Here is a 17,744-nt window from a genome sequence, read left to right as displayed (position 1 = left end):
ACTTAAGAGGAAAAACAAGGTGGGAATGACTTTGCGCCAGCGTGCTTGTCCTGTTGAGGAGGATGCCAAGCGGTAAATTCTCCATGTTAGCACAGTCCAAAAAAGTAGGATGATAATGGCCAGCGTGGAATTTAGTCCTGTTATCAGACTAGCTTACATTCCAAGTAGTGCAAACAGCCACGAAGCAATTATTAGTAGGAGATTTGCTGCGTCTACTAAGCGCATTACCGTAATTTCTCCTTCAATATCTCCAGCTCCACGGCCGGCGCAATGCGCTCATACAAAATATTATACGCTGCCGTGGTGATGGGCATATTCACCTTGAGCTGGCGGTTGAGCTCGTGAATGCTCTTGACGGCGTAGTAGCCCTCGGCAATCATGTTCATTTCCAGCTGGGCTGACTTCACGGAGTAGCCGCGGCCTACCATGTTGCCAAAGGTGCGGTTGCGCGAGAACTGCGAGTAGGCCGTTACCAGCAAGTCGCCGAGGTAGGCCGAGGCCGAGAGGTCGCGGGGCTGGGGTGAAATGGCCTGCAGAAAGCGTCGGATTTCCTGCACCGCGTTGCTTACCAGCACGGCTAGGAAGTTGTCGCCGTAGCCCAGGCCGTGGGCGATGCCGCCTGTGAGGGCGATGATGTTTTTCATGACGGCGCAGTACTCGATGCCGTCGAGGTCGGCGGCGGGGTGGGCCTGCACGTAGCGGTTGCGTAGCAGCTGGCAGAAGCCGTTGGCCAAACCCGAGACGTCGGGCGAGCCGATGGTCAGGTAGCTCTGCTTTTCGAGGGCCACCTCCTCGGCGTGGCAAGGCCCGGCAATGACCCCTAGGCGGGCGGCGGGCAGCCGGAAGCGCTCCTGCACATAGTCGGTCACGAGCACGTTTTTGCCGGGTATCATGCCCTTGATGGCCGAGATAACGCCGCTTTTGTGGCGCAGTGCGTCGCGGCCCAGCTTGTCGAGCACGGGCTGCACGAAGGCGGCGGGCACGGCCAGCACCAGCCAGTCGGCCTCGGCCACGGCGTCGCTGAGGTCGGTAGTGGGGTAGACGAGGTTGCGGTCGAACTGCACGGCCGAGAGGTAGCGCGGGTTGTGGCCGGTGCGCAGTAGGTGCTGCACGTCGTCCTTGGAGCGCAGCCACCAATCGACGCGGGCGCCGTTTTCGGAGAGGATTTTGGTAAGTGCGGTGGCCCAGGAGCCGCCGCCCAGCATGGCAATTTTTTCCATAGGGGAGGGCCGCGCCGGGGCGGCCCGTCAAAACAGGTCAGGAGGGAATTTAGGGTGCAAACTACCGCCGGCAGCGGTATTGTAGCCGCCGGAGCGCGAACTTTGTAGAGCGTGCTCGTGGGGGAAGTATCCGCTGCCGAATGCGCGCTACAAAGTTCGCGCTCCTACTCTATGACGTCTGTAATCGCCGCTACCGCCGCTTTCATCGAAGAAAAATTTCAGGCCGAAGGCTCGGGCCATGACTGGCCCCACATCCGGCGGGTGTGGCACGTGGCCCGCGCCCTAGGGGCCGATACGCCCGGCACTGACCTCGAAGTGGCCGAACTGGCGGCGCTGCTGCACGACATTGCCGACTGGAAGTTTCACGGTGGTGACTACGAGGCCGGCCCGCGCGCGGCGCGTGCCTGGCTGCTGAGCCAGCAGGTGCCCGAGGCCACGGTGGCCCGCGTCGAGCAGGTTATTCGGGAGGTGAGCTTCAAGGGCCTAGGGGTCGAAACGCCCGTGAGTAGCCCCGAGGCGGCCGTAGTGCAGGACGCCGACCGGCTCGACGCCATTGGGGCCATCGGGGTGGCGCGGGCCTTCGCCTACGGCGGGCACAAGGGCCGCCCGATGCACGACCCGTCTACGCCGCCCGTCTCGCACGCCGACTTTGAGCAGTACAAGCAAAGCACCGCGCCCACCCTCAACCACTTCTACGAGAAGCTGCTGCACCTCAAGGACCGGCTGCACACGCCGGCCGGCCGGCATTTGGCCGCCCGGCGGCACCAGTTTATGGAGGAGTTTGTGGCGCAGTTTCTGGCCGAGTGGGACAGTACGGACGTAGGGTAGGCTAGTGGCCGCTTCTTGGGCAATAAGCTTACTTAAGGAGCCTGTGAGCAAGCAGGCCGCCCTGTATCTTTAGGGCGATGAAGCTTCGTGTACTCTCCGTTTTCGGCCGTGGGCCGCTCTATTTGGCACTCTTGGCTGGCCTGCTGGTGGCGGGCTGCCGCACCTGTCCCATCGACTCGTGCCACGCTCGCAAAGCGCACCTGCACAACGGGGTAAAGTACCGGGCCCGGCCCATCTGGAAAATGCAGTTTCCCGCCGTGGGCGAGCGTATCAAGCTCAACTCGGAAGGCAAGAACCGCCGGCGGGACAGCGACCACAGTAAGTCGCTGAAGTAAGCAAGGCTACAGCGCCCCAAACTCAAATTACCGATTTTAACGGGGGTAGAGTAGGCGCAGGGCCCTAGGCCGTGGGGAGGACGAGAGGCGCCCATGAGTGGCGTACAAGCTAGGAAAACCGGGTTTTTCGCCGTAACTTGCGCGGGCAATAAGGTAAAGTTATGAATTATGAGTTAAAAGTTATGCGTTGCCTCAGGCGCCGTCATTGCTTCTTTTCAACTCATAGCTCATGACTTTTAACTCCTAACTCGAACGCACATGGCCGAAGGCGAAAGAATCATCCCGATAAATATTGAAGACGAGATGCGCGGGGCTTACATCGATTATTCGATGTCGGTTATCATCTCGCGGGCGCTGCCCGATGTGCGCGACGGTCTCAAGCCCGTGCACCGGCGCGTGCTCTACGGCATGAGCGAGCTGGGCGTGAGCTACACCAAGAGCCACAAGAAATCGGCCCGTATCGTGGGCGAGGTACTAGGTAAGTACCATCCGCACGGCGATAGTAGCGTGTACGACACCATGGTGCGCATGGCCCAGGACTGGAGCCTGCGCTACCCGCTCGTGGACGGGCAGGGTAACTTTGGCTCGGTGGACGGTGACTCGCCGGCTGCCATGCGTTACACCGAGGCCCGCCTCAAGCGCATTGCCGATGAGCTGCTCGGTGACCTTGACAAGGACACGGTAGATTTCCAGCCCAACTTCGACGACTCGTTGGAGGAGCCGAGCGTGTTGCCGGCTAAGTTCCCGAACCTGCTCGTCAACGGTACTAGCGGCATTGCCGTGGGCATGGCCACCAACATGGCGCCCCACAACCTGACCGAAGTCGTGAATGGCATCGTGGCCTACCTGGCCAACGAGGACATCACGGTGACCGAGCTCATGGAGCACATCACGGCGCCCGACTTCCCGACCGGGGGTATCATCTACGGCTACGAGGGCGTGAAGCAGGCCTTCGAAACCGGCCGGGGCCGCATCGTGATGCGGGCTAAGCACCACTTCGAAATCCTGCCCAATGGCAAGGAGCAGATTATCGTGACCGAAATTCCCTACCAGGTGAACAAGGCTTCGATGATTGAGAAGACGGCCGCGCTCATCAACGACAAGAAAATTGAGGGCATCGCCGCCCTGCGCGATGAAAGCGACCGCGACGGCATGCGCATCGTGTACGAGCTCAAGCGCGATGCGTTGAACACGGTGGTGCTGAACAACTTGTTTAAGTACACCCAGCTGCAATCGTCGTTCGGCGTCAACAACGTGGCCCTGGTAAAGGGCCGCCCGATGACCCTAGGGCTGCGCGACCTCATCAAGTACTTCGTGGAGCACCGCGAGGAAGTGATTGTGCGGCGCACCAAGTTTGAGCTGGCCGAGGCCAAGAAGCGGGCCCATATTTTGGAAGGCTTGCTTATTGCCCTCGACCATTTGGACGAAGTGATTAAGCTCATCCGCGAGTCGCGCGACCCGGAAGTGGCCCGCATGGGGCTCATTGAGCGCTTTGCGCTGAGTGAAGTGCAGGCCCGCGCCATTCTGGACATGCGCTTGCAGCGCCTTACCGGCCTGGAGCGCGACAAGCTCGTGGCCGAGTACGAGGAGCTGATGCGCCTTGTGGACCGGTTGAACGCCATTCTGGCCTCGCCAGAGGAGCAGCGCGCCCTAATTAAGAGCGAGCTTTTGGAGATGCGCGAGCGCTACGGCGACGAGCGCCGCACGAGCATCAACCACGCGGGGGGCGACTTCTCGATGGAGGACATGATTGCCGACGAGGCCATGGTTATTACCGTGAGCCGCGAGGGCTACATCAAGCGCACCAGCCTCGACGAGTACCGGACCCAGGGTCGGGGTGGGGTTGGGGCTCGCGGCGCGGGCTCCAAGCAGGACGACTTTACGGAGCACCTGTTCGTGGCCACCACCCACGAGTACCTGCTCATTTTCACCGAGCAGGGGCGCATGTTCTGGCTGCGAGCCTACGAAGTGCCCGAAACGGCGAAGACCACCAAGGGTACGCCGCTGCAAAACCTCATCGACAAGCCCAAGGAAGACGCGGTGCGCTCGGTGCTCAACGTGCGCAACTTGCGCTCGGCCGACTACCTCGAAAACACGTTCCTCATGTTCTGCACCGAGCAGGGCACGGTGAAGAAAACCCCGCTCGAGGCGTATTCGCGCCCTAGGGCGGCGGGTATCAACGCTATTACTATCAACGAGGGCGACCGCTTGCTCGACGTGCAGCTGCTTTCGGGCAACTCGCAGGTGATTCTGGCTTCGCGTTCGGGCCGGGCGGTGCGCTTTGCCGAAACGGACGTTCGCCCGATGGGCCGCACGGCGGCCGGCGTGCGCGGCATTGCCCTCAACGAAGAAGAGGCCACCGATAAAGTAGTCGGGATGGTTTGCTTGCCCGCCGATAGCCCTCAGGAGCTGCTGGTGGTGAGCGACCACGGCTACGGTAAGCGGTCGCTGGTAGAAGAATACCGCAAGACCAAGCGTGGCGGTAAGGGAGTGAAAGCCATGAATTTGACCGATAAGACTGGTCAGCTGGTGAGTATTCAAGGGGTGACCGATACCGACGACTTGATGATAATCAACCGTTCGGGCCTCACCATCCGCCTGAGTATGAGCGAGCTGCGTACCATTGGGCGGGCCACGCAGGGCGTGCGCCTGTTTAAGGTAGCTGCGAACGACGAGATTTCGTCGGTGGCCAAGGTGGCGGCGGCTGAGCAGGAACTGGCCCTGGTTGAAGAAGCCGGGAGCAGTGAACTCCTACTCGGTGAGGCTGATGGGGCTGCAGGAGCCGCTGCCGATGGTGCGGACGCGGATACTTCCGCCGCCGCCGCAGAAGCGGAAGAAACGGTATAGAAGTTGTTTAGGTACCAGGGGAGGGGCAAGCTGTAATGGAGTGCCCCTCTCTCGGGTCCAAGCCGTGAAACAGGATTTTAGCCGGAATTTTCTGTGCACCGGCGGGCGGCCGGTTCGCACTGATATCTTATTCGTTTGCCCGACGGGTGTAGTTTTGCCCCCGTCATCATTTTTCTTTCTCCCTCCCAATGAAAAAAACATTCCTGACGCTGGCCGCCTCGGCCGCGCTTACGGTAGCTATCGGCGTGGCTACTCCCGCCCAAGCCCAGAGTTCGGCCATTACCAATGCTATTCTTAGCCAAAAAGGTGGTCAGTTGGACAAAGCCCTGACGAGCATCAATGAGGCGGTGGCCAGCGAAAAAACCAAGGATAAGGACAAGCCCAAGGCGTGGTTTACGCGGGGTGAGATTTATTACCAGCTGGTAGACCCGGCTACGCAGGCCTTGTATGGTAAATACACCAAGGACATGCAGCCAGGCGAAGCCGTGCAAAAAGCGGTGGAGTCGTATAACAAAGTGCTGGCGCTGGATGGCCCCACTGGGGAGTACGGCAAGCAGGTGCCCGACCGCCTGACCAACCTTTACAACGTGGCGTTCAACGCGGGCGTGGTGGGTTACCAAGCTAAGGAGTACGACAAGGCGCTGTCGGGCTTTAAGCTAGCTTCGCAGATTAAGCCGCAGGACTCTACGGCTGTGCTGTATAGCGCTTACACGCAGGATGCCAAGCAGGACTATGCCGGCGCCAAGACTAGCTACAACCAGCTTTTGGGCTTGGATGTGTACAAGAGCAAGCCTGCCCCGGCTACGGTCTACACGCGTTTGCTGGCCATCGCCAAAGAGGAAAAAAACACGGCCGAAGCCCAAAAAGTCGTGCAGCAGGGCTTAGCGGCATATCCCAATAACAAGACCTTCCTGATTGAAGACCTGAACATGTCGATGAGTGGCGGCAACAACACGGCGGCGCTGGATAAAATCAGCAAAGCCATCACCGCCGACCCCAACAACGCTAACCTGTACGCCGTGCGGGGTTCGCTCTACGATGCCCAGAAAAAGACCGACCTGGCGCAGGAAGACTACAAAAAAGCGATTACCCTGGACCCGAATAACTTTGATTCGCAGTTCAACATGGGCATCTATAACTTCAACCGGGCGGCCACGATTTATACCAAGGCGAGCAAGATGGACCTGAAGACGTACCAGGTTCAGGGTAAAAAAGTTGAAGCCGAAGGTAAAAAATACTTTGAGGCTTCCGTACCATATTTTGAGAAGGCGTTGGAGCTGCAGCCCAATGACCGCAACACTGCCAGCGCGCTGCAGAAAGTATACTATCGCCTAGGTCGCACGGCCGATTCTGAGCGGATGAACGCGAAGTTGCAGGCGATGAAATAAGGGATAGTTCGTATCATTCTATCCGCACAAAAAAGCCCAGCTACTAGTAGCTGGGCTTTTTTGTGCGGGTGAATGTGTAGGAGGGGAAGGGGGAAGCAGTGAACCAGGTGTTTCCCCACATTCAACTTAACATAATATAAATTATAAGACAATCATATCAGGGTGAAATCTAGGGTGTTGATGTGGACCTTGTCAGCTGATAGTGTAAGTGTACATCAGTATGTGCCTATTAGGCACATCGCAGTATGGCAGCGGGCTCCACAGTCTCGACGTAATACTGCTAGGTTTGTTTGCGTGGAAGTTCGTCAGGTTGTTCAGCTATTCGTTCTCCACTGCGAACAGCAGGTTGTGTGCGCACTTTGACTTTGCTGTTTTGGTTCCCCGGCCATGGATTGGAAGCACCCAGTTGAGTCATCTAGGCCGCGCATAAATTGTGTTCAGATGACGTCTCTAAAAGCTAATCGTTGTTAATCTGAGTAGACAGCAGAAACCAAGTATCTGGTATGCCCGTGGTAGGATGAGCAACGCGAATAGCTGCGGCGCTATTGGCACTTGGTTACCAGAGAAACTTGTCTTTGCATAAGGCGGAGTCCATAACTACTTGTTAATCGAGCCTGCAATATTAAAGGGGTATCAATAGTAGCTTTTGTAGCTTGTAGCTAAGGTTTCTTATTATGTGCTTCTCGCCTACTAATATCGTTTGTTAGCATGTTAGGGAAGGTAAGATAAGGGTAGTCTCAATTAGGCAAATATTCTCAGTATATACTGTGGACAGGGTTTGGTATTTATAAACAAGTACTATAAAGTATAAAAAAGTAATAAATAATCTATATTTTTTGAACTTTTTTATACTTTATAGTACTTGTTTCAATAACTTTGTTTATTTACTTCCGTTAGCGTATTACCATACTACTAATTCTTCTCACTCGCCTTTTATGCCTAAACTTATAGACTACCCTCGTACTAGCTACACCGGAGCCTGGGAAGTAGCCGAAGTAGTTGATGACACGGGGGGCAAATGCGCCTTGGAAACTTGTGCCCGAAAACTTAACCGCAAGGTCAGTGGCTCCTTCAAAGCCATCGTAGGTTCAGGAGTCAAGTTTGGCTTGCTAACCAGCAAGCGAGAAATCCTGACTACTACTACCCTATTCCGACGCATTAAGCACGCTTACGATAAGCAGGAGGAACTCTTGTTTCATCGGGAAGCCTTCCTGACGCCACCACTCTTTACGCAGCTCTGCCGCAAGTTTCGCTCCCGCGAATTACCAGTGGCCATGCTCGACGTCCTACTCATTCGAGAGTTTGGTGTGGAAGAAATAAACGCCCAAAGCGTGGCCAAAGCCTTTGTTGATGGAGCCAGAATGGTAGGCGTTTTGGACGAGAATAACATCGTGGCCGACATCGACCAACTCGCCGCCCAGCAGCCACCCCGTCGCGAGCTAGCGAGCCCACCACCCGCGGGCAACATCTTCCGGCAATCTCCTCCCACGTCGGCTACACTGACCACACAGGCGGCTACTACCGATGAGAACGAGGACCAGGAAACGGAGACAGACGATACTCCCGCAGAAGCTGAAGTTTCTTCTGCCCCTGCACTAACTCAGGCGAAACCCAGTGGGGCGCATCGACTGCCTTTACCGGCCTCTCGCCCAGCCCCAGCGGCCACCACCGACGCTATTGCTCATTTATTCGGTCTTCAATCGACTACTGCGACTTCCGAACCTGCCCAAACGCCCGTCTCGACGCCTCCTGCCAGTTCTAAGCAGACTCCAATAGGACGGGAGAATACGTCGGAAACCACTCCTAAATTACTTACACCAGCGGCCTTGCCTATTCCGGGCACTTTAGCAGCACCAGCTACGGCTACTGAGGGACTATTATTTCGCATCCAACTAGCCGGCCCTGGGCTCAATACGCAGCTAGACGTTGTGGATGCAGATGACCTCATCTTGGTTCGAGCGCTGCTCGATAAGATTGAACGTCGCCTCAAACAATAAATAGCTAAAACAGAGACACATACAGTGTCATTTAATAATTATGTTAAGTTGATTAACTAATTATTACTTTCATTTACACCTTACCTAAAAAATACATCCCCTTCCCGACCATGCAGTCAGGAAGGGGATGTATGGTCACATCTAAGCAGCAAACACTGTACTCTAGGAAATCCGTAGTCTTTGTACTACTATACCTAACCTAGGCAGGTAGTACCCTCCTTTACTCAGGCAAAGGGCGCCGCTGGCCAGCGGCTATCGTTTGGTGGCGCTGGCGCAGCACCGTCAGCATCTCCTCGAGCGAAGAACCGCTGACACGCAGCAGCACAAGTAGGTGGTACACCAAATCGGCAGCCTCACCCGCCAGACCGACCCGGTTACCAGCCATGGCGTCGATAACGGTTTCGACGGCCTCCTCCCCTACTTTTTGGGCAATGCGGGCCAGCCCTTTCTCAAACAACCGGACCGTATAGGACCCGGGCTCCTCGGCCGGAAACTGCCGCCGACGCTCGATAAGCTGGTCGAGCTCGGCCAGCAAGCCCACGGCGGGGGCGGGCAGCCCGGCGCCCACTACCACGGCGGTGGTTTGCGCACCGGGTGCAGCAGGTGCCACGGGTACTTCGGTTTCGAAGCAACTGGTGGTGCCGCGGTGGCAGGTGGGGCCGGCGGGGTGGGCGCGCACCAGCACCGTGTCCTGGTCGCAGTCGAGGTGCAGGCTGGCTACCTGGAGGTAGTGGCCGCTGGTTTCACCCTTGGTCCAGAGGCGCTGCTTGGAGCGCGAAAAGAAGGTAACGCGGCCCTCGGCCTGCGTTTTGTGCCAGGCTTCGGCGTTGAAGTAGCCTAGCATGAGTACCTGCCCGGTGGCGGCGTCCTGCACAATGGCGGGCACGAGCTGGTCGGGCATTTTCTGAAAATCTAAGTCCATATCTAGTAGTAAGCCGGCTAAGCTGGCTGGGGTTTAGGTTGCAGCAGGTCCCAGAGGTTGCCGTAGAGGTCGGCAAAGACGGCGACCGTAGCGTACGCTTCCTCGCGGGGCGTTTCCTGGAAGGCCACCCCCCGGGCAGTAAACTCGTGGTAATCGCGCCAGAAATCGTCGGTGTTGAGGAACAAAAATACCCGGCCGCCGGTCTGGTTGCCCACCCGGCTTTGCTGCTCGGGGCCCTCAGCCTTGGCCAGCAGTAGCGCGGCATCGGCCGTGCCGGCCGGGGCCACCAGCACCCAGCGCTTGCCGGGGCTCAGCGGCGTGTCGGCCACCAGCCGGAAACCCAGCTTAGTGGTATAAAAGGCGATGGCCTCGTCGTAGTCCTGCACCAGCAGGGCCACGTGGGCGAGTTGTTGAGTCATAGAGCGCGGGAAACTAAAACCAGGTATTCGTGCAAAAGTAACCGGGTACTAAAAATTAGCTGGCCCTAGGCCATCTAGCAGCCGTTGGCCGGCGCTTCTCTGGCAACACCCCCAAGCTATTTACTTACATAGCTTAACGCAAACTACTTCTGGTAGCGGCCACCAGACGGTCGGGACGTACCGTCTACGAAAGCCCCAAAGCCGACCTAGGGCGCCCCTCGCCTAACTAGCTGCTACCGCCCTACCCCACCGGCCGCATGGCCACACCCTCGGCCAGCAGGTAGTTTTTGAGGCCCGCCACCGACAAGTCGCCGAAGTGAAAGACGCTCGCCGCCAGCGCGGCATCGGCCCCGCCGAGCCGCAGCACATCGCGGAAGTGCGGCGCGGCCCCCGCCCCACCCGAGGCAATGACCGGCACGCCCACGGCCGCCGCCACGGCCCGCGTGAGGCCCAGGGCGTAGCCGTCGCGGGTGCCGTCGTGGCTCATGCTCGTGAGCAGGATTTCGCCCGCGCCGCGCTCTGCGGCTTCGCGGCACCAGGCCACGGCCTCGCGGCCGGCAGGGTGGCGGCCGCCGTGGGTGAATACCTCCCAGGCTTCGGCGGCGGGGTCGGTGGCCGCTTCATTGGTTTGGCGGGCATCCACGGCCACCACGATGGCCTGGGAGCCGAAGCGGCGGGCCAGCTCGTCAATAAGGCCGGGCGCGCGCAGCACCGAAGAGTTAAGGCTGACTTTATCGGCCCCGCTCAGCAGCAGGGCTTCCACATCGGCCACCGCCCCGATGCCCCCGCCCACGGTGAAGGGAATATTGACCTCACGGGCCACGTTACGCACCAGCTCGATGAGGGTGCGGCGCTTTTCCACGGTGGCCGTGATATCGAGCAGCACCAGCTCGTCGATACCCTCCAGGGCGTAGCGGGCGGCCAGGGCCACGGGGTCGCCGGCGTCGCGCAGGTTCACGAAGTTGGTACCCTTCACGGTGCGGCCGTTCTGCACATCGAGGCAGGCAATGAGGCGTTTAGTCAGCATATCGTAGGTATCGCAGGTGTCGTATGGTAAGGTAAGCGGGCAGTACGGGCTAGGAAAGCGACTCGGCGGGAGCGGTGGGCCGCGTGGTGAGCTGGTGCAGCACCTCGGCCAGCGGCTCCAGGCTGGTGAGTTCGGTGACGTGGGGTAGCGGCCGCGCCGCCCCGGTGCGGTTCAGCCACACGGGCCGAATACCCACGGCCAGCGCCCCCAACACGTCGGCCAGCCAGTTATCACCCACCATCACGGTTTCGGCCGGTTGCGAGCCCAAGCGCGCCAGGGCCACCTGGTAGATGCGCGGGTCGGGCTTAAGCACCCCCACTTCTTCGGAGGTAATCAGGGCATCAACTAGCTCACTCATCCCCAGGTAGCGCAGCTTTTCCTGCTGTTCGGCCGTGCGGTTATTGGTCACGATGCCAATCTTATGGGTCGGCTTCAGGGCCTGCAACAAGGCCAGCGCCCCCGCCACCGGCCGCCGCAGCTGCTGGTAATGCCCATAGTGCTGCGCTGCCAATTGGGCCGCCTCGGCGGCCGAAGCAGCCGGCTCATAGGGCGCCAGCAGCCGCTGAAACCGCTGCTCCCGCGCCGCCAGGTAGGAAATGCGCCCGGTCATCACCTGCGGGTGCAGCTCCTCCAGCAGCGCGCTGTAGCGGCCGTAGAGGTCTTCCACCGGCACCCCGTGCAGAGCGGCGCGGCCAGCAGCTATGGCCGCCAGGGCCGCCCGCGCCGTGCCGGCGTGGTCGAACAGGGTATCATCCAGGTCGAAGAGGATGGTGGTGATAGCCGAAGCAGCTAGCGGCATGAGAGCAGGTAAATTCAAATCAGGTTACTAAAGCGGACCGCGGAGCGGGCTAAAATCGGCTACTCGACCGGCTCTACTCATTACTCGTTTACTCGGCCAGTTCGGCTCTTAGCTCAGCCTCCGTAATCGTGCCCTCATACAAAGCCTTGCCGATAATGGCCCCACTCATACCTAGAGTCCGCAGGGCGGCCACATCGGCTACAGTCGTCACGCCGCCACTGGCCACGAACTGCGCCGCCGGAAACTGCTGCCGCAGCGCAGTGTAGGTCTCGGTGGCGGGGCCTTGCAGCTGACCATCGCGGCTTACGTCAGTACAGATGAAGGTGGTAGCGCCCGCCCCTAGGTAGGCGCCGATGAAGCCCGTCAGGGTTTGGTCAGACTGCTCGGTCCAGGCGCTCACGGCAATGTGCTCCCCCTTAAAATCAGCCCCGATAATGATGCGCTCGGCCCCAAAACGGGCTAGCCACTCCCCCACCAGCGCCGGCTCGCGGGCTGCGATGCTACCCGCCGTGAGCTGCGCCGCGCCCGCCGCAAAGGCCTGCTCAGCCGCTAGCGTCGTCTGAATGCCGCCGCCAAAGTCGATGTGCAGCTTGGTGTGGCGAGCAATGCGCTCCAGCACCGCCAACTGGCGCGGCTCGCGGGCGCGGGCGCCATCGAGGTCCACCAGGTGCAACCGGGTAGCCCCAAGCTGCTCGAAGTGCTGGGCCTGCGCCAGAGGGTCGGCAGAATAAGTAGTCTGGCGAGCGAAGTCACCGCCGGTCAGGCGCACGCACGAACCATTGATGAGGTCGATAGCAGGTAGTATATTCATTTGGGGATTAGTCAGGCGTCGCTACTAACGAACACATTTATAACATTTGAGTAAATCAATCTACCCTAGGTCGCCAGTCAAGAAGTTGCGCAGAATGTGCTCACCCACTGGGCCGCTCTTCTCCACGTGAAACTGCACGCCGTAGAAATTACGGTGCCGCACACCCGCGCTGAACGGCGCGCCTGCCGGGTAGCTGGCCTGGGCAATAGTGTACTCCCCCACCGGGGCATGGTAGCTGTGCACGAAGTACACGTAGTCAGCATTCGCGGGCTGGCGGGTTGCACTTACGAGTTGGTTCGAGTCCGACTGGGGGTGGGTATCACCCAGTAAAGCCACCCCGCCCAAACCCGCAAAGAGCGGCGTTTGCAGGTCGTGCAGGTTATTCCAACCCATGTGCGGCACTTTATGCGCGGCATCAGGCGGCGTGAAGCGCACCACATCGAAAGGTAGCATCCCTAGCAGCTCGGTCCCACGCGCCGGGCCTTCCTCGCTGTGGCGGCCCAGCAGTTGCATACCCAGGCAGATGCCCAAAAAAGGCTGCGTGAGCGTGGGCAACACCTTATCCAGACCCGCCGCCCGCAGCGCCCGCATGGCCGAGCTAGCCTCACCCTCACCCGGAAACAGCACCCGGTCGGCCTGCCGGATTACGGCGGGGTCCGACGTGAGCACGGCGTTCGTGACGCCCAGCCGCTCCAAAGCAAAGAGCACCGATTGCACGTTGCCTCCCTGATAATCGATGACGGCGATATTCATGATTTTACCATTTGATTAAAACTGTGCACCTTACCCACTTTCAACAAATGAGTAAGGAAAGCCTGGCTTATAAAATGCCTTTGGTGCTTGGAATTACGTTTTGCCCCGTAGGGTCGCGCTGCACCGCCTGCTTGATGGATTTGGCCACGGCCTTAAAAATCGCTTCGATTTTGTGGTGCTCGTTGTCGCCCTCGCACTTGATGTTGAGGTTGCAGCGGGCCGCATCGGAAAAGCTTTTGAAGAAATGGTAAAACAGCTCCGTCGGCACGTCGCCCACCCGCTCGCGCCGAAAGTCGGCGGCCCAGACCAGCCACGGCCGGCCCGAAAAGTCGATGGCCGCCTGGGCCAGCGCGTCATCCATGGGCAGCAAAAAGCCGTAGCGGTTCACGCCGCGCTTATCACCTAAGGCTTCATTATAAGCCGCGCCAATGGCAATGGCCGTGTCCTCCACCGTGTGGTGCTCGTCGATGTGCAGGTCACCGTGGGTGCGCACGTAGAGGTCGCAGCCACTGTGTTTACCCAATTGGTCAAGCATGTGGTCAAAGAACCCCAGGCCGGTCTGGCAGTCGGTGTGGCCGGTGCCATCGAGGTTGAGAATAATCTCGATGCGGGTTTCGTTGGTGTTGCGCATCACGTGGGCTTTACGCGGCGGGCGGCGCAGGTGCTCGTATACCGCCGCCCAGCTCGTGGTGCTGAGCGCGGCGCGCTCGTCGGCCTCGGCATGCAGCAGGATGGCGCGGCACCCTAGGTTCTCGGCCAACTGCACGTCGGTCAGGCGGTCACCGATAACGTAGGAGTGCGCCAGGTCGTAGCCGTTGGCCGGGTCGAGGTAGCGGGTGAGCAGCGCCGTACCGGGCTTACGCGTCGGGGCCGGGTCGTGGGCAAAGCTGCGGTCGATGAGAATCTCGCTGAACTCGACCCCCTCCCCTGCCAAGATGTCCAGCATCTTTTGCTGGTAGGGCCAGAAGGTGGCCTCGGGGTAGCTGTCGGTGCCAAGGCCATCCTGGTTGGTAACCAGCACGAGCTCGTACTCGCCATCGCGGGCCAACTGGGCCAGGGCCGTGATGGCGCCGGGCACAAAGTCAAATTTATGCCAGGCATCAATCTGGTAGTCGGTCGGCGGCTCGATGAGGATGGTGCCGTCGCGGTCAATAAATAATACCTTCATCATCGCAGATTTAACTGATTTAACGGATTGCGCAGATACGCCCGGCTGCGCCGGGCTGCCTAGGCTAGGGTGTGGAAGGCTGGGTAGCTTTTGCTACATCAGCCCGGATGAAAGAAAATAGTAGGGCGTCGTGCGAGGCCGCTCCTACCCGCAGGCGTTGCCGGAGCAAGCCCTCGCACGTGGCACCGGCCGCCAGCGCCGTGCGCTGGCTGGCTACATTATCCGGCAGGGTTAACAACTCGAGGCGGTGAATGGCCGGCCCGTCCGTAAAAGCAGCTTTTACTAGCTCACGGGTAGCCAGCGCGGCTATGCCCTGCCGCTGCCACGAAGGCCGCACCCAGTAGCCTAGGTTATAAAAGCCATGCGCCCGGTTGGGCTGATTGAGGCCAATGCCCCCGCAGTACGCGCCCGTCGCGGCATCGAGTATCGCGAACTGAAAAGCTTCCTCCTGCTCCCAATCGGCCTCGCTCTGGGCAATGAAACGCGCACTATCCGCTAGCGAATAGCTTGGCTGACACCAGGGGGCAAATTGCGTGAAAGCCGGTGAGCAGGAGGCAGTAGCGGCTTCCAGCAGCAGGGGGGCCAGGGTCGCCTCCAGCTTCCGCAGCACCAGTGGGCCGGCTGTAAGTTCGCGTTTCATCGAGTGGCCAGGTTACGCGCTAAACTCCCGCAACGCGGCTACCAAAGCGGCGTTTTCGGCGCGGGTGCCCACCGTCAGGCGCAGGGTGCCAGCGCAGGCGGGTTGGCTGGGGCGGCGCACCACAATGCCCCGGCTCAGCAAATACTGGTACACCGCGCCCGCATCGGGCCGGAAGCGGGTGAGCAGAAAATTCGCGTCGGACGGGAAGATGTGCTCCACAATGGGCAGGCCGGCCAGCTCGGCTTCCAGCCAGGCGCGGCCCGCCAGCAGCTCCTGCCGCATGGCCTCGAAGCGGGTGGTATCGGCCAGGGCGGCTAGGGCCAGACGCTGAGTGTTTTCCGATACGTTGTACGGCGCCTTGATGCGGTTGAGGTACGCTATCAGCTCCTCCGAACCAAAGGCCATCCCTAGGCGGATGCCCGCCAGGCCCCAGGCTTTGGAGAAGGTTTGCAGCACCACCAGGTGGGGAAACTCCCCGAGGCGGGTCGTCCAGCTAGGCTGGTTGGCAAAGTCGGCGTAGGCTTCGTCCACCACTACCAGACCTTTGAAACCACGCAGCACGGCTTCGATATCGGCCGCCAGCAGCGCGTTGCCGGTGGGGTTGTTGGGCGAGCAGAGGAAAACGATTTTTGCGTCCGAAGCCAGTATCTGCTGCACGGCCTCGGCGGTCAGCTGGAAGTCCGCATTCAACTCCACCCGCTCCACGGCAATGTCGTTGAGGGCCGCCGCCACCTCGTACATGCCGAAGGTGGGCGGCGTAATCACCAGGCTGTCGCGGCCCGGCACGCCCACCAGGCGCACCAGCAGGTCGATTACCTCATCCGAGCCGTTGCTCAGAAATACCTGGGCCGGCGTCACGCCCTTGAGCGGGGCCAGCGCCTGCTTCACGCTGAGCTGGTGCGGGTCGGGATAGCGATTGAACTCGGCGGGGCCGGCGCTACCCAGGCTGTTCTCATTAGCGTCGAGCATCACCTGGGCCTCGCCCTGAAACTCCGAGCGGGCCGAGGAGTACGGCTTCATGGCCCGCACGTTGGGCCGAATGAGGTCTTCAATCATCGCAGATTTAACGGATTTAACGGATTGCGCAGATACGCCCGGCTGCGCCGGGCTGACTTTGGGGCGCCGTTTTTTGGTTGGCGGATAGGCTTCTTGGCTAGTGCGCTGGCTCGTGGCGCCCCGGCTTGGCGGGCCCTGGGTGGTGGGGCGCTGCTTTACTGGCTGACGGCCAGGCGGCGCAGCACTACGGCTTGGGCGTGGGCACGCAGGCCTTCGGCTTCGGCCATCGCCTCTACTACGGGGGCCAGGGCGGCCAGGCCGTGGGGCGCGAGCTGCTGGAAGGTAATTTTCTTGTAGAACGAATCGAGCGACACGCCGCTGTAGGCGCGGGCGTAGCCCCCGGTCGGCAGCGTGTGGTTGGTGCCCGAAGCATAGTCACCCACGGCTTCGGGGGTGAAGTGGCCCATAAAAACGGAGCCCGCATTGTAGATGTCGGCGGCTAGGTCCTCGGGAGTTGCCACAGCCAGGATGAGGTGCTCGGGCGCGTACTGGTTGCTGAATTTGAGCATCGTTTTTACATCGGGCAGCAGAATGGCCCGACTCTCGGCCAACGCCTGGCGCGCTATTTCGGCCCTAGGTAGCAGCGGCAGCTGGCGCTCCAACTCGGCCACTACGCCTTGTAAAATTTCCTCCGAATCGGTCAGCAGTACTACCTGCGAATCGGGGCCGTGCTCGGCCTGCGAGAGCAAGTCGGCCGCCACGAAGGCCGGATTGGCGCTGCTATCGGCAATAACGAGTACCTCCGACGGGCCGGCGGGCATATCGATGGCCGCGCCGCGCTGGGCGGCCAGCTGCTTGGCAGCGGTGACGTAGCGGTTGCCGGGACCAAAAATCTTATCCACGGCCGGCACCGAAGCGGTGCCCACGGTGAGCGCGGCCACGGCCTGCGCCCCACCGGCTTTAATGATGGTGGTGAGGCCCAGCTCCTGCGCGGCGAAGAGAATGGCGGGCGCAATTTGCCCGTCGCCCCGGCCGGGCGGCGTACAGAGCACAACTTCGCGGCAGCCAGCCAGCTTGGCCGGCACGCCCAGCATCAGTAAGGTAGAAAACAGCGGCGCCGAGCCCCCCGGAATGTAAAGGCCCACCCGCGGCACGGCCACGCTCCGGCGCCAGCAGCGCACGCCGGGCATCGTTTCCACCTCGGCCTCCACGGCGGCGGGGCGCTGGGCGGCGTGAAACTTCTCGATGTTCTGGCGGGCCTGCCGGATGGCGGCTTGCAACTCGGCGGGCACCTGGGCGGCGCCGGCAGCTAGCTCCTCGGCGCTCACGCGCAAGCTGCCTAGGTCGGGCACGCCATCGAATTGGGCGGCGTACTGGCGCAGGGCCTCATCGCCACGCTGGGTTACGTCGTCAAAAATTTCGGCGGCGCGGGCCAGCACGGCGGCGTTGCTGTCGGCCTGGGGCCGCTGCTGGAGCGCGGCCCACTCGGCGGGGGCGGGGTTACGGATAATCTGCATGGATGATAGTGATTAACGGTTAGTGGTAAGCGATTAGTAGCTGGTGTTAAGGGAGTAGATAACTACCCTAATCACTC

The 17,744-nt window shown here is 60.4% G+C and carries 16 protein-coding genes; 5 read left to right on the top strand and 11 right to left on the bottom strand.

Annotation, left to right across the window (positions count from 1 at the left end):
• Positions 1–224: 224 nt before the first annotated feature.
• On the bottom strand, positions 225–1,220 hold the full coding sequence (locus tag ACFSDX_RS10805) for an NAD(P)H-dependent glycerol-3-phosphate dehydrogenase (RefSeq protein WP_382313400.1): 996 nt from the start codon (positions 1,218–1,220) through the stop codon (positions 225–227).
• 171 nt (positions 1,221–1,391) lie between these two features.
• On the opposite strand from ACFSDX_RS10805, the gene ACFSDX_RS10800 reads away from it, so the two are divergent.
• The 5 genes from ACFSDX_RS10800 (at position 1,392) to ACFSDX_RS10780 (ending at position 8,615) form a co-directional block, all read left to right on the top strand.
• Positions 1,392–2,048, top strand: coding sequence for an HD domain-containing protein (locus ACFSDX_RS10800; protein ID WP_382313399.1), 657 nt, complete (start codon positions 1,392–1,394; stop codon positions 2,046–2,048).
• Positions 2,049–2,125: 77 nt separating this feature from the next.
• Positions 2,126–2,383: a hypothetical protein gene (locus ACFSDX_RS10795; protein WP_382313398.1), complete on the top strand. Its 258-nt coding sequence runs from the start codon at positions 2,126–2,128 to the stop codon at positions 2,381–2,383.
• Between the two features lie 258 nt (positions 2,384–2,641).
• Positions 2,642–5,230, top strand: coding sequence for a DNA gyrase subunit A (gyrA, locus tag ACFSDX_RS10790; RefSeq protein ID WP_382313396.1), 2,589 nt, complete (start codon positions 2,642–2,644; stop codon positions 5,228–5,230).
• A gap of 188 nt (positions 5,231–5,418) precedes the next feature.
• Positions 5,419–6,618: a tetratricopeptide repeat protein gene (locus tag ACFSDX_RS10785; RefSeq protein WP_382313394.1), complete on the top strand. Its 1,200-nt coding sequence runs from the start codon at positions 5,419–5,421 to the stop codon at positions 6,616–6,618.
• A gap of 836 nt (positions 6,619–7,454) precedes the next feature.
• Complete coding sequence (locus ACFSDX_RS10780) at positions 7,455–8,615, top strand: hypothetical protein (protein WP_382313393.1); 1,161 nt, start codon at positions 7,455–7,457, stop codon at positions 8,613–8,615.
• 220 nt (positions 8,616–8,835) lie between these two features.
• On the opposite strand, the gene hisIE is transcribed toward ACFSDX_RS10780, so the two are convergent.
• The 10 genes from hisIE to hisD all read right to left on the bottom strand — a co-directional run bounded on the left by hisIE (position 8,836) and on the right by hisD (position 17,667).
• Entirely contained in the window at positions 8,836–9,537 is a 702-nt protein-coding gene (hisIE, locus tag ACFSDX_RS10775; RefSeq protein ID WP_382313392.1) for a bifunctional phosphoribosyl-AMP cyclohydrolase/phosphoribosyl-ATP diphosphatase HisIE, read from the bottom strand.
• Positions 9,538–9,554: 17 nt separating this feature from the next.
• Complete coding sequence (locus ACFSDX_RS10770; protein ID WP_382313391.1) at positions 9,555–9,956, bottom strand: VOC family protein; 402 nt, start codon at positions 9,954–9,956, stop codon at positions 9,555–9,557.
• Positions 9,957–10,197: 241 nt separating this feature from the next.
• Positions 10,198–10,983 (bottom strand): imidazole glycerol phosphate synthase subunit HisF, encoded by a 786-nt coding sequence (gene hisF, locus ACFSDX_RS10765; protein WP_382313390.1) that lies wholly within the window; start codon positions 10,981–10,983, stop codon positions 10,198–10,200.
• 49 nt (positions 10,984–11,032) lie between these two features.
• Complete coding sequence (locus ACFSDX_RS10760) at positions 11,033–11,782, bottom strand: HAD family hydrolase (RefSeq protein WP_382313389.1); 750 nt, start codon at positions 11,780–11,782, stop codon at positions 11,033–11,035.
• An 88-nt stretch (positions 11,783–11,870) separates the two neighbouring features.
• Positions 11,871–12,593, bottom strand: coding sequence for a 1-(5-phosphoribosyl)-5-[(5-phosphoribosylamino)methylideneamino]imidazole-4-carboxamide isomerase (locus ACFSDX_RS10755; RefSeq protein WP_382313388.1), 723 nt, complete (start codon positions 12,591–12,593; stop codon positions 11,871–11,873).
• Positions 12,594–12,653: 60 nt separating this feature from the next.
• Complete coding sequence (hisH, locus tag ACFSDX_RS10750; protein ID WP_382313386.1) at positions 12,654–13,346, bottom strand: imidazole glycerol phosphate synthase subunit HisH; 693 nt, start codon at positions 13,344–13,346, stop codon at positions 12,654–12,656.
• A 67-nt stretch (positions 13,347–13,413) separates the two neighbouring features.
• Positions 13,414–14,517, bottom strand: coding sequence for a bifunctional histidinol-phosphatase/imidazoleglycerol-phosphate dehydratase HisB (gene hisB / locus ACFSDX_RS10745; RefSeq protein WP_382313384.1), 1,104 nt, complete (start codon positions 14,515–14,517; stop codon positions 13,414–13,416).
• 61 nt (positions 14,518–14,578) lie between these two features.
• A complete protein-coding gene (locus ACFSDX_RS10740) occupies positions 14,579–15,154 on the bottom strand; it encodes a GNAT family N-acetyltransferase (RefSeq protein WP_382313383.1) in 576 nt (191 codons plus the stop codon).
• Positions 15,155–15,166: 12 nt separating this feature from the next.
• A complete protein-coding gene (hisC, locus tag ACFSDX_RS10735) occupies positions 15,167–16,210 on the bottom strand; it encodes a histidinol-phosphate transaminase (protein ID WP_382313382.1) in 1,044 nt (347 codons plus the stop codon).
• 155 nt (positions 16,211–16,365) lie between these two features.
• Positions 16,366–17,667, bottom strand: a complete 1,302-nt coding sequence (hisD, locus tag ACFSDX_RS10730; RefSeq protein ID WP_382313381.1) for a histidinol dehydrogenase — start codon at positions 17,665–17,667, stop codon at positions 16,366–16,368.
• Positions 17,668–17,744 lie beyond the last annotated feature (77 nt).

It is taken from the genome of Hymenobacter bucti (genome assembly GCF_042681145.1).
In the GTDB taxonomy this organism is placed as follows: domain Bacteria; phylum Bacteroidota; class Bacteroidia; order Cytophagales; family Hymenobacteraceae; genus Hymenobacter; species Hymenobacter bucti.
The sequence above is the reverse complement of the archived record's forward strand: the minus strand, read 5'-3'. Positions and strand labels throughout refer to the sequence as shown.

Excerpts from the sequence above, each read along its gene's own strand:
- ACFSDX_RS10805 (WP_382313400.1), bottom strand. The coding sequence starts at position 1,220 with ATGGAAAAAATTGCCATGCTGGGCGGCGGCTCCTGGGCCACCGCACTT.
- ACFSDX_RS10800 (WP_382313399.1), top strand. The coding sequence starts at position 1,392 with ATGACGTCTGTAATCGCCGCTACCGCCGCTTTCATCGAAGAAAAATTT.
- ACFSDX_RS10795 (WP_382313398.1), top strand. The coding sequence starts at position 2,126 with ATGAAGCTTCGTGTACTCTCCGTTTTCGGCCGTGGGCCGCTCTATTTG.
- gyrA (WP_382313396.1), top strand. The coding sequence starts at position 2,642 with ATGGCCGAAGGCGAAAGAATCATCCCGATAAATATTGAAGACGAGATG.
- ACFSDX_RS10785 (WP_382313394.1), top strand. The coding sequence starts at position 5,419 with ATGAAAAAAACATTCCTGACGCTGGCCGCCTCGGCCGCGCTTACGGTA.
- hisIE (WP_382313392.1), bottom strand. The coding sequence starts at position 9,537 with ATGGACTTAGATTTTCAGAAAATGCCCGACCAGCTCGTGCCCGCCATT.
- ACFSDX_RS10770 (WP_382313391.1), bottom strand. The coding sequence starts at position 9,956 with ATGACTCAACAACTCGCCCACGTGGCCCTGCTGGTGCAGGACTACGAC.
- hisF (WP_382313390.1), bottom strand. The coding sequence starts at position 10,983 with ATGCTGACTAAACGCCTCATTGCCTGCCTCGATGTGCAGAACGGCCGC.
- ACFSDX_RS10760 (WP_382313389.1), bottom strand. The coding sequence starts at position 11,782 with ATGCCGCTAGCTGCTTCGGCTATCACCACCATCCTCTTCGACCTGGAT.
- ACFSDX_RS10755 (WP_382313388.1), bottom strand. The coding sequence starts at position 12,593 with ATGAATATACTACCTGCTATCGACCTCATCAATGGTTCGTGCGTGCGC.
- hisH (WP_382313386.1), bottom strand. The coding sequence starts at position 13,346 with ATGAATATCGCCGTCATCGATTATCAGGGAGGCAACGTGCAATCGGTG.
- hisB (WP_382313384.1), bottom strand. The coding sequence starts at position 14,517 with ATGATGAAGGTATTATTTATTGACCGCGACGGCACCATCCTCATCGAG.
- ACFSDX_RS10740 (WP_382313383.1), bottom strand. The coding sequence starts at position 15,154 with ATGAAACGCGAACTTACAGCCGGCCCACTGGTGCTGCGGAAGCTGGAG.
- hisC (WP_382313382.1), bottom strand. The coding sequence starts at position 16,210 with ATGATTGAAGACCTCATTCGGCCCAACGTGCGGGCCATGAAGCCGTAC.
- hisD (WP_382313381.1), bottom strand. The coding sequence starts at position 17,667 with ATGCAGATTATCCGTAACCCCGCCCCCGCCGAGTGGGCCGCGCTCCAG.